We start from the raw sequence: 12651 nt of genomic DNA, 5'->3' as shown, positions 1-12651 counted from the left end.
GAGTCTTTATGGGTCACTTAGGCGGAAAATTGATTGGAGGATTGTATTCTCACCTTATGGTTTGGTGATATTCATGATTGGGGAATTACTCCTCTCCAGTTGGTTTCTCATAGGGATAGTAAAATTATTTTCTATCTCAGGGGCTGTTTTTTACAAAAACAGTACCATACTGTTGTATTCCGCCAGGTGTTTGATATGCCCTGAACCAGCCATTAGCTAAAACTCATAATTTTTCACCTCATCTAATGGCGAATCGTTGCTTTTGCTTATTGATTTTTTTACATGCTTTATTGAAAAACTAGTAGAGAATATGTCTTTTATTACTGTGTCCATTTATGACAATACCCGATGGGATCGTTACATCCGAAACGCCCATACATTTGACTTTAACCATACCTGGTATTATCACAGTACATTTCCGGGCGAACCTGTTTTATTGGTCTATGAAGAACGTGATGACTATATCGCGCTGCCTGTGGTAGTGAATAGCAGCACTGATGATATAAGGTACATCAGTGGATTTGCAGGCCCTGTAGCCAGCCGGAATTTTGCGGTGCTGGACAATGGCGTACAGGAGCGATTTGAAATTGCCTTTTTACAGTACCTCAAAGAACAGCAGATTTCAGAGTCGAGGATCATGCTGCATCCCCTGATTCACGCGGCTTTTAAGCCGGTGCGCACAGGGCGCCTTCTACAGCATGCGGAGAGCCTGCTGATAGACCTGTCGCTTTCTCCCAGTATGCAGGAAGCAAATTATGGCGAAAACTTCGGCAGCAATGTATCACTACTTAGGCGAAAGGAATATTCGGTAAGGCAGGCGACGTCGATTCACGACGTGGATACATTTGCAGACATTTATTACAGAAATAGTATGCACCTGCAATCAGGAAGCGCTCATTTTGATAAAGCGTGGTTCAGACAGATACTCAGACCTAGTGGTTTTGAAAGCACATTATTACTGGCATGTCAGGGTACGCAAGTGACAGCAGGGGTATTACTCACGTTTTGTAATGACATGATGCAGTTGCATTTGGCCGCTACACATGAGCAATACTTACAATATGCACCTTTGCACTTGTTACTGGCAGAAGCGGGTGGGTTGGGGAAAACTGCAGGCATGCAGTACTTTCATTTGGGAGGTATTGGGCATAAGCCAGATGTGCTATTTGCAAGCAAAGCAATAACATCAGAGACCTATCCGGGATTTAAGACATGGCATGTGCCTGTATCGCAGATCCAGAATTCCTTAAAGAATTATCGGCAAGAGCTCTCAATAGCAGTATAAGAATTTACATTGGAAAACCAGGTTTGACCGAACCCGTTGAGTGTGTATTTAGAGCCCTCCTCTGGGGGGCTTTTTTGTGTGGGAGGGTTTAGGGCAAAAAAAAACGGCCAACCATGAATGGAAAGCCGGTCTTTCATCCATTGTTTGTTAACCCCAGTTACCGAATTCTTTTGTTTCAGATCAAGTAGCTGGGGCTACCCTTGCAATGTTTGTTATGCAATATTAATGCATTACTCGATACGATTTTGTTAACCCTTGGTTAACGAGAAATTATTCTTTTATTATTTTTGCCATTTGTTCATTTCCATCCCACTTTAATGGGATATTGCAGAGTTCCTTATCCAGCACCATTTTCACACCACTTCCCTATCCTGCTGCATCTGTACGCGCACACTAGGATATATATACGATTCCCCCCGGATACCGGTGACTACAACTAAATACATACCGTGATTTCTGCAGAAATTTTCCCGTTATCTCACTGTTTATCTGATCATTGATAAAATATAGTGCAGTTTGAACAATTCTGTATTACCAACAAGTCTAGCTATACGCATGTATTATATTTGTTTCACAACCTATACGATATAAAATAATTCTACCTGCCGGTATTTGGCAGATCGTGCTCTTCCCGGATATCAGGGTTTACTCCCAACGTTTCCATGTGCAGGCATTTGGTCAGGGAATGGCATTAAAATAAAAACCCCGGATGAAGAATCACTACTTCCGCTACATGTCGGAACTCGTAAAATGGGGCTTTATTGCTCAATATAGGAAAGGGTTGAGAGACACCGTTGTAGTGATGACATCCTTATATGCCGATATCCTCCAATGACAGTGAAGGGAAAGGTAAATATCAGGAGCCTATTTGACTACAAGGCGATCTATCCAATGATTGAACAACATATAAGGGAATACTCTCAATGCCGCGACTTCACCTTCAGGCGTTATTAGTTTACTGCTGTACGACAAATTCTGGCATGGGTGTTACGGGATGAAACAGAAGCGTCAGCTTTGAATATTGATCTTCAAAAAAGGATTGTTGGTAATGGGTAGTGCTAATATTGGTAAGACCCGGCTGATGTGGCTCATTGTAGATTAAAAGTCGATAATGATCCAAAGCCTTTTAAGATGATCAATTGTGCAAATCTCAGTGATCAGTATTCAATCATAGGCAGACATGCGTTGCTGCCAGTGATGCACACCTCCTGTTGTTTTGATGGGCTGGACCGGGAAATGCCGACAAGGTATTACGGTCCGACATTTGAACTACTGGGAAAAGTGTTGATAGATTGTGTGGAAGATTATGTCAGTACAGGATTGATTACGCATGTGACGACGACGATGAGTGGGAAGGAGATTGAAGGGAGATATGGGAAAGAGGTGCGGATGAAGATGAAGGATATGCCCAATCAGGTTGTGTTGGATAAGTAAGAAAGTAAGGTTGTCTCCTGGCGGAGACAACCTTACTTTCACCAATATCTTAGGAAAAAAATAACTGCAAACAACCCTAACAATGCAATAAAAATACCACTCCCAAATTGGAGCATACCAGTTTCTTGTGGGAATAAGATTTTATCGTTTCCTTCCAGGTATCGCATATTAATCATTTCCCCAACTGAATGTCGACTAGCAGTCAATACACCAATCTGCTTATCAAAAGTTTTCCCCTTATAACTAAGCGTCATGTGATATTTAACTTTAGTAGATGTAACATTTCCGGGGATTTCTGTGATTTTCATTTGAACGATTTTACCATTCCTTGCGATCTTAAAATCCGGAAATTGTAACAGCAGATAGGTAGCCCCAAAAACGTAAATGACTATAACAATCCAAAAAACACTTTTCATATTTAAGACTGTGGTATTTTGTAAAATAAATAGTTCTACTTGAGGAGTTCCAAGAAATTATTTACAAAAGGTACATTAACCTCTTGTTTTTTCAATTGCTCCTGTGCCTTATCCACTCCAACCTCCTTTAAAGCACTAATGGTATTACCTGCCAAACTGGCAGTAAAAGTATTTGCACCTACTTTAACCGCCAGCTTTTTCTCAAAAGTTTTAACTCCAGCAGCCCTCGTGCTTCTTGCAACATTATCAGCTAATGCTCTTTGCCCTCTGCTCACCTGCCGCAAAGTTCTATCAACAGATCCCTCACCAAAAACTTTCACCTTATCCGTAGCCTTACCAATCACATAATTCATTCCGACATCCACCCCCACTTTGGAAATTGATATTTTACCGTCTCCCTCCTTATCAGTAGCCTGTCTAGCAACTGATTCGGTTGCACTTATTGCAAGTTCTCCCGCTTTTACCAGAGCTTTGCCTACAGTTGATACAGCTTTTACAGTTGAAAGAGCACCTGAAGCCGCTCCTGATGCAGCAGAAATCCCAATAGATGTTAAGTCAATTTCATGAGTTAAAGATTCTCTAAAGGAATGTCCTTTAGCCATATTAGTGGCCACCTGCGTAGCGTAATCCGCTGCTGCTCCAAATAAAGCGCCCCCTATTGCTGCAAAACACGCGGGGCATTTCCCATCCGGGTCATTAAATCTAGCCGGATTGTTCTTTGCAAACTGGTACGGACTACCCTTTTCCTGCTCTCCTTCCTCAATCTTCGGATCTATCTGGCTAAACCTTCCCAACTGCTGATCATAAGTCCTTGCATTAAAGTCATACCACTCTAATCCAGTACCATCACTAAACTCCCCCTTCTGCAACTCATTTGCATTATACCTGTGATAGTTCTCTACGTAAGCATTACCTTTCAGCGCCTTGCTACTGATCCCCGCCATCGTCAACCCATATGGATAATAATGCGTCTCTTCCAATAACGGCCCTGCATTATGGACTACCACCAGATTATCAAAATAAACATCCTGCCCACTCTCATTTGATTCATAAATATAGATAAATCCGGTCTTCTTGATCACCATTTTCGGCACTTCCAGTTGTAACAGAACATCTGTTCCTCCTTTCACCTGTCTAACACCACTATTATCATCCACCAGGTTAAACTGATCATCAAATGCAGCATAATTCAAATAAGCTTTCGGCTGCGTCGTTACATTCTGCGCGGTATCCTTATTCTTTAATGCATCATAAATATCAGTTGAAAGGGATGAGATCGGCGAATTAGTCCCTGTACTTCCATGACTACCATCACTCACTCCACTACCTGAAAATGCCTGTAAAATAGCATTTAGCATATTCAGAGAGGAATTCTGAGAAGCACTTGCACCGACATTTTTATAAAACGCTTTGCATACAATCGCTATTGTATCACCTGCCATGACACGTAATACCAAAGAAGGTCCGATCTTCTGCCCATTCACACCATTGAGCTTGGCAACATAATCATTCGGACTGGTCGTGTTATCTTCCGGGTATCCAACAGGTTTCGCCGTTCTTGTATTGTCGATATTACTGAAAAGTGCATTTTCTGTAGCACTTACGGCTGTTTCCATAGTAGCAGCATACACCGCTGTATCAGATTTCGTGCCCAGCACTACTCTTATATTGTCCAGATGATCCTTTTCAAAATAATCATAGGTAAAATTCACTGGTTTACTTGTCGCATACAATGGTCTGATCCTCCCCTCTTCGTGAGACACATATTGCAGCGTATCCTGTTGATAAATAAAACTACCTATATAATCTGTAACGATTGTTTTGGCAGGACTGACAGTATTATCTACCACTGTTTTAGTCAGCTTCTCACCTAATGCATTATATAAATAGGTAACAGTGCCTTTGCCTGTAACAGTCACAGACCAAGGAAGATTCAAGTGGTTATAGGTAATGCTGGATATACCCCTGTTTGCATCTACCGTTACGTTTCCGTTTCCGTCATATACATACTCATTTGTAGAAGTACTTCCATCAATAAAATCACCCAACTTTGCACTAGCTGTAACCGCTGTATCTTTTACTGCGATCATTTTGTTAGTTCCACCCTGGTAAGTATACTTCAATTGATCGACGGAGATTAGCTTAGTACCGTCCATACCCTCCTGACGCATGCCATTGATATTACCATTTGCATCGTAGGTCAGGTATTTTACACTAAAGTTCACCTTATCAGATTTCCACGTATCACCAGTTGTATTTTGCTGGGTAAAATCTGCCTGTACCAGACGGCTTACGTTGTCAAAGGTGAACCCATATGATCGAGGAATACCATTTGACATGGTTTTCCATTTCACACCAGCTATGTTACCATTGATCTGATTAGCAGTATATCCATTATCATACACCACTTCTTCACCGAACCAATTTGTACTCCCAGTAGAATTGACATATGCCTTGTTTATGCCCGCTATCCATCCCCGGATATTATACTGATAAGTCAATGAATCAAGCTGGCTGCTACCTACCGCATTTAACCGCTTGCGTTGCAGCCGCCCCAGTTCATCATAAGCATTTGCTGCAATTACTTTATCATCTGCCGTATTATCATTGATACGTTTTAAGGTACTCACTAATCTGCCCCCGTTGTCGTATGTCATGACGGTCAACAGTGTGGTTTGCGGGGTTGCGCTACTGCGGGGATTTTTATGACGCAGGTAGGTACTGAGTATTTTGCCATTGAAATCATACAGGGTAGTCAGTACGTCTTTTCCACCTGCATGGTTATCAGATATCACCTGAATGGTGCGTCCCTTTTCATCATAATAATTAGTAGTGTTCAGCCACTGGTTGGTGCCTAATTCACGGACTTTACCACCGGTTACCATACCTTTTGTATTGCCGGATGGAGTGGACGGTATTGTCTCAGCATAAGGGTTGCTTCCTGCTATGGGCTTGCTGATATCACTACTTACATACGCCAATTTACCATTGAAATTATAATTATCGTAAAAGGTATATGTCAATGGCGTGAGCGCAGAAGCATTAATAGAAGGTAAAGAATTGGTAGTTGCCACTGTCACAGTGCTACCTACAGCTGAAGTGTCGATATAGGCAAGCGTTTCTACCCCATCCGTCGTAACAAACCCTGGGTTCAGGGTAATGGAATTACTGGCTTTGTATTCACTACTTCCATCAAACTCATTCAATACCAGATCTGATGACAGTGGAGCGCTATTTGAAATACTTTGTGTAGTGGTAGTCGTCGCAATATTCATACTTGCCTGCAACGCGTCGCGGGTGATGGTTGCGCTATATATTGCAGTCATTACCGGTCTGTCCAGGTTATCATAGAAAGTGGCCAGCCACTGTTGAGGAGAGGCCATCCCCTGTACAGAATCTTGCGTGAATACAAGTCGATCTCTAACGTCATAGACCATGTAGGCTGCACCGGCACCGGGAATGCGTTTTGAGATCATGCGTTTCCGCTCATCATACTGATACTGGAAGCATAATTCATTTAATACGGCACTTACACTCCAACCAGCACCCATCGCATACTCCACAGCCAATGGCGGAAGGACTGCTACCAGGTTATCCAGGTCATCATATACATAGTAGGTGTTTAACCAACCCATATGCGCAGTACCAGGTGTTGTTGCCTGCTGCGTTCTTTTCAGTACGACATGCTTGTCTTTATCTGTATAGGAAACTGATTTATTACCAGCTTCATCGATCACGACATTTTTATATAAGGTACCCACAGCATAATAACCGGTTTTAGTGGGGATGCCGCCAGTCATTGACCATATCACCACAGAGTCACTACCATTATTAATCAGGTACTGATTCTCTACAGGTTTGTTGCCTCCTTCTTTTGCCCAGCTATTACCAGGCGCATAGGTTTTTAACACCCTGTTTAGCGGAGACGCTTCGAACAGGGTTTGCCCGTAATAAACAGTTTCTCCTGCTGCACCAGGATTGATAGTAACGTCTTGATAAAAAGTCTTTTGACTGTTAAAAGGGTCAATTTTGAAACTACCATCACTGGCAGAGCCATTGGTTTTGGCATAAGTCTCGCTGGTAGTTCCTGTATATGGCAGATATGAATATTGCTCTCTGCCATATGCGTCATAAATAACAGGCGCTACCACATCATAACCCTGTGGACTCAGGCCTTTATTTACTTTTTGAAGGGTCCTGCCAAGACCATCCATATACTCGGTACTCATTTTCACCTCGGCCATCGTACGGGCTGTTGCATTTACAACTGTAGTATCTGCAGTAGGCATTGACGGCTCCCATGTCCGCACATAATTTATATTGATATTACTATACGCTGAAGGCACTGCTACGGGAGTCGCTGTGGGGCGCGCACCGGATAGCGGCACATTTTGACTATATCCAAATTTACCTATCAGCAGCAAAAGGCATATACTAATCTTCCTCATAGGTATCTGTTATTGGGTGATAGGTTGAACATACTGATAAGAATACTGCTTCAGGATTTTGCCATTGATATCCTTTATTACTTTCAGTCTTCCTATTGTATCGTATTCATAGTAGATCGTCTTGCCGGAAGGATCTGTTTGGCTCGTCACTCCTACTTCCGGGTTTACGGTATAGGAGCTCACCAATACATTGGCAGCAGCTAAGCCTGTTCTAATTTTCTCCAGTTCTGTACGCAGCGCTGCGTCGCTGGAAGGATTTCGGATCACATTCATGTTGATATACCTCACTGCTGTATCGTAAGATGTACCTACGATTTTGGCAACAGGATAGAGATTATTATAGCCCCAGATATAGGCTTCTTTCACACCATATATTGCCTGTTGCTCGCGGATGTTTCCTGTACTGTCGTAAGTTTTGAAACTGATAGTAGGCTCATAGTTTGCATCTGTTTTTACACTTCCATTTAGTACGGAAGCAGGTATAAAGCTGGTAAGCGGTGCGGCTGTTTTCAGTCTGAATGCAGTATCCATTACCACCATTGTCGCAGAAGTAGCAGGTAAGACTTTGTATCTTACATACTGAGCGCCCAGGGTAGTGGTTACACCTTGCCTGATCTGCTGTTCGTATTGCTCCAATGGAATGTTATGCATATTTCTATCCTGCATTTGTTTCAATGCCTGCGCTCCGGTGGTTAATGTACCGCTTGGCGTTGCAAAGTCAGTCGGATACTTTCTGAATGTCCAGATATCATCACCCTGAGAATTTGTATTGTGAATGCGTGTTGGTAGAATATGGTTCATATTATCATACACAAAATCAGTCTCCGTAACCAGGACATCAGTACCACTGTATTCAGTTTTTGTAGAACTGCTCAACAATGCGCCGTTGCTATAATAAGTATAATAGTTGTTTACAAATTGTTCGACTGAATAGTTAGCATAGATATCATCTCTTTTGCTATATGCAGCTTTCCATCCGTCAATATTTCCCTTTGTAAAAGTCGAATAGGTATTGACTGTAGATGTTAATAGCTGTCCGGCACTGTTATAAGTATACTGTTCTTTCAATGAACCTTTTTCAGGATACAAATTTGAAGACGGCCCATATGGATAGCTACCTACTCCACTTGAATTGTCCATAAATTCGTATACATAGCGGGAGCTTCCGTTCTGGTTGTCAGTCTCCAACACCGTTCTATAAATGACGCTTCCTTCAGCAGATTCAATCTCATTGCCTGCTGCGGAGGTTCTGATCCAGACATCACAGGGCCATCTAAACATATCCGAAGTTCCCTTATTGGGTCGCATAGAGGTGAACGAGTATCTATACTTAGGCAGGTTGGTTAAGTATCCACTTGAAGAAACGGTATCACCAGCGAATTGATAAGTATAGGTTCTAATGATATCCCTGTCATGACTGATCCCATCATAAGTGATCATCTTCTTTAAGCGCAGACCACCACCTGCTGCTATGCCTGTAGTACCGGTCTGGGTTTGATACGTTGCATTTACGATCACTCTTTCATCACTTGCTGTAGGCTCATCATGCGATGCAATCATCATTATTCTATACTGCCCGCTGTCCAGCCATATATAGCTCTGTCCATTTGCAGGAGTAACGACATCTCCATTCGATACATTCTTAATATAGCAACTTGAAAGATTACCACAGCAGGAAGTTAGTGAGACAGTGAAGTTCAGATATTGATCGACATTCAGGTTGACAGTAATGCTATCTGTGATCGCGTCAGGATAAGTCGTACCATTCGCATACCCTGTACGAATGGATTTGCTAACGGTGGTTGAACCATACACCGGATCAGCTACAAGTCCAGAGGTGCCATAATGGCTATAGCTGTTACCTTCAAATTCGAAAGAGGTGGTGCCTCCTGTAGGATATGTGATCGTTTGCAAAATACCTGCCTGCGTATACTGAATATTCGGTTCCCTATTTGCACCTGAATAACCGGGCATTGCTGGCAACAATGTGGTATTGCTGGCGCCATTATAATATCCCCAATGGTCTTTAGAATAGGAATTTACAGCGGGTAGCGTTGTAGAATTATACGCAAAGCTGTAGGCATTAATTACATTATTTGATGCATCAGCTGTACTTACAGCTGATAATCTTAAACGATCAGGCGTAATATAATTCAGCAGATATTTTTCTGTGGTAATACTACCATTGCTAAATACCACCTCGCTTAATGCATATACAGATTCAGTGGTAAATGCAGAGAGGTCAGTCCTTTGGAAATTATAGTTAAATGTAACTGTTCCTCCCGGATACGTGATTTTTTTGATCTTCTGCTGCCTTTGTACGCGTGTGGTGTTGCAGGTGGATAAAACTAGAACTGTAGGCGATGGACAGCCTTGCAGCGTGTTGGCATAACCATAATTCCTTCCCCATGTTTCTGTCATACTGGTATTGGGTATGGCAATGCCTGGATCAACCACATACTCAAAATTGATTGTACGTTTACTTTTAGGTAAAATGATCTGAGTCAGGTACCATGCAGATGTATATATATCCGGATCTCCGCTACAGGAATTATTCTGTGTAGTCTCCTCGTTGTTAAAAATGTATTTTGTACCATCTTCGGTAACCAGCGTAAAATACATGCCACTTGTAGTAGTTACCCAGGTTATTTTAATATCCCTGTAAGGAATCAGGTAAATATTTTTATTGGCATCTACTACAAACTTACCGCTGTAGTTACCAATATTATAGGAGAACTCATCCGGCTGGGTATCGTTTGTACCGTTTGCACTTCGTACAAATTGTTCGTAATTATCTGCATCCGGATTTTGAGGATGGTTTGCAGGAATCTGAGCCTGGTGATTTTGTCCTACGTACCCATTTTCATCAGGCAGTCCACGTACCGTACGGGTAATCACGCCTCCTGCTCTCAGCGACCATCAGAGTCCTGCGAATGACGCCACTTCATCTACACGGGTGCCACCGGCATGATAAGACAAGCTTATTTCTGAACTAAACTCGTCGCTTACGGAAAAATTGCCAAGTGGTATCTGTACGTTCGGTAAGCCATTGAATAAATTAACGGGTACATGTCCGTATTTACTGATACCAGCCGCATTGGGTGCGGGAGGTATTACACTAAACTTTGTGGGGTTCAGGCCGCCCTGATCCTGGGCATGTACTGTTCCACAAAATATAATCATGAGTATAAGGGGATAATATATTAGTCGCATACAACTCTTCTTAAAATATAAATACCTACTTCACCTTCTTCTCCAACTCCTCGATTCTCTTTTGTTGCTGTAATAAATACAATGTCAGCTCTTCTACTTTCTGCAATAAGATTTTATTCATTTCGCCTACATCAATACCTTTTTCTGCTACCTCCTGTGCAGAAGGTACACCGGGTAAATGCTGGTGTGTATCAATATATTCGGCTACTTCCTGTAAGGAAGGCAATACATAATCCTTATGGAACACAAAATCAGCCCAGCCAGTCTGTGTGACCTGCAACTTTTTTGCACCGATCGTACCATTCACTGCCAGCTTGTATGTACTTGTACTTGTGGTACCAATCCCCACATTCCCACTCGCATCCAACCTCATTTTCTCACTCCCGTCATTAGTTGAAAAAGTCAGGTATCCTCCCTGCTGGCTATTCCCTCTCACAAAATTGATGGAAGCATTCTTTAGCCCATAGAAATAATGCTCAATAGAGAATGAAGTATTCCCACTGGCGGTAGTCGTTCCCGCATGCACCCCTAGAAAGGTTCCCCTACCTGACGTATTACCCTCCGGTAACCTGGATACGATCGCCGTCATACTATCCGGCATCATGGTATTGATATCCAGTGGAGCTTTGGGTGCCAGGGTACTGATACCAAATCTGCCATCAGAAGTGGCAGTTATACTGTCAGGTAAAAATGCAGTACCCTCTATTCTATTAGCGTAAGGAACACTTGTCACACTGCTGGCGGTACTGAGCAGCGTACTATCCACCGCTGTCCAGCCACTGTAGTTAGCTGCTATTTCAGATTGAATCCCAATGGCATAGGCACTCACATTAAAACGCTGGTAATTGATCTTTGAATCGATAAAGATCACAATCTTCCCATTCTCCTGGGCTAGCGTAATTGGAGGAGTAAAACTACCAGCACTGCTTGCTTTAGGAAAATTAAATAAATTGTTGTAGTAATAAAATGACAATGTAATATTGATCGTGGTGGCATTGCCATAACAATAACCTTTGATGAAGATCGTAGGCATCATCGATGCGCCGGTTCCTGAAGGCAGATTGGTTTTGATCTTCACGCCATTGGATGGAACTGAGTTGATGTAATAGTTGATGAGATCATAGCTTTGGGCACTGGCTACCCTCGCAGCCAGCATAATGGATAATAGTAGAACTAAAGAACGCATATATATTTGATTTGATTTTCAAATGTTTCGATCCTGCTGTGCTATCAATTGACATACAGTGCTGTTTGGGAATTCGAGCTCCCGATGCCAGACTGATCTTCTCTGGTAGAAACTATACTATCAGGCAGACATACATTTCCGGCAAATACATTCTTATAGGGCACGGAATAAATTGCGTTGGCTTAGGGAATCAGCATCGAAGCGTCCCCCGTCCGGCAGATAAACCCCACCGCTACCTCGCCACTGATGCCTTTGGCATAAGCTTACAGGTGAATATGATTGAAATGCCCTTTGTAATCAATGAAATTAGCAGGAGTAGTATTGATATTATAGGATAATATGTCTCTGTAGTACTGTACACGAAAGGTCACAGCTACAAATAAGTATAAGAATAGAAATAATAGTCCCATTATAAAAAATCTATTTACTAATAAATGTCCCCGGGTTAAATCGTAAGTATTTTACGGTATAGGAAATAACAGGACGAATGTAAGTCAAAACTTACAACAAATGCAAACAGTATTTTAATGCCAATGTCGTTTAGTTAAGCAACTCTCAATGAAAATTAGTGAAAAAGGATATAAGATTCAGTAAATTTGTTTTACTGAAAAAACGAACAAGGATTATAGGACCAAAGTTGTTAAACATAGAAGTTGTTTAAACTTTTAA

At 42.0% G+C, this 12651-nt stretch carries 8 protein-coding genes; 3 read left to right on the top strand and 5 right to left on the bottom strand.

What is annotated here, in order from left to right; genetic code table 11:
- Nucleotides 1–310: 310 nt before the first annotated feature.
- The 3 genes from BW716_RS22220 (at nucleotide 311) to BW716_RS22215 (ending at nucleotide 2719) form a co-directional block, all read left to right on the top strand.
- Complete coding sequence (locus tag BW716_RS22220; RefSeq protein ID WP_083726112.1) at nucleotides 311–1285, top strand: GNAT family N-acetyltransferase; 975 nt, start codon at nucleotides 311–313, stop codon at nucleotides 1283–1285.
- A gap of 709 nt (nucleotides 1286–1994) precedes the next feature.
- Nucleotides 1995–2120 (top strand): hypothetical protein, encoded by a 126-nt coding sequence (locus BW716_RS38470; protein ID WP_255373891.1) that lies wholly within the window; start codon nucleotides 1995–1997, stop codon nucleotides 2118–2120.
- A 296-nt stretch (nucleotides 2121–2416) separates the two neighbouring features.
- The gene (locus BW716_RS22215; protein ID WP_083726110.1) at nucleotides 2417–2719 is read left to right on the top strand and encodes a hypothetical protein; all 303 of its coding nucleotides are present in this window, start codon (nucleotides 2417–2419) and stop codon (nucleotides 2717–2719) included.
- A gap of 38 nt (nucleotides 2720–2757) precedes the next feature.
- Here the strand turns inward: BW716_RS22215 and BW716_RS22210 are convergent, their stop codons facing one another.
- From BW716_RS22210 to BW716_RS22190, 5 genes are read right to left on the bottom strand one after another with little or no spacing between them, the layout of a single operon-like run.
- On the bottom strand, nucleotides 2758–3135 hold the full coding sequence (locus BW716_RS22210; RefSeq protein ID WP_083726108.1) for a hypothetical protein: 378 nt from the start codon (nucleotides 3133–3135) through the stop codon (nucleotides 2758–2760).
- Nucleotides 3136–3170: 35 nt separating this feature from the next.
- Entirely contained in the window at nucleotides 3171–7583 is a 4413-nt protein-coding gene (locus BW716_RS22205) for a DUF6443 domain-containing protein (RefSeq protein ID WP_083726106.1), read from the bottom strand.
- A gap of 9 nt (nucleotides 7584–7592) precedes the next feature.
- Nucleotides 7593–10481, bottom strand: a complete 2889-nt coding sequence (locus BW716_RS22200) for a hypothetical protein (protein WP_083726104.1) — start codon at nucleotides 10479–10481, stop codon at nucleotides 7593–7595.
- A gap of 21 nt (nucleotides 10482–10502) precedes the next feature.
- Nucleotides 10503–10766, bottom strand: coding sequence for a hypothetical protein (locus BW716_RS22195; protein ID WP_083726102.1), 264 nt, complete (start codon nucleotides 10764–10766; stop codon nucleotides 10503–10505).
- A 55-nt stretch (nucleotides 10767–10821) separates the two neighbouring features.
- Complete coding sequence (locus BW716_RS22190; RefSeq protein WP_143708967.1) at nucleotides 10822–11982, bottom strand: hypothetical protein; 1161 nt, start codon at nucleotides 11980–11982, stop codon at nucleotides 10822–10824.
- Nucleotides 11983–12651 lie beyond the last annotated feature (669 nt).

Origin of the sequence: [Flexibacter] sp. ATCC 35208 (assembly GCF_001975825.1) — a bacterium.
Taxonomy (GTDB): Bacteria; Bacteroidota; Bacteroidia; order Chitinophagales; family Chitinophagaceae; genus Chitinophaga.
This window is presented reverse-complemented; position numbering and strand designations above follow the sequence as displayed.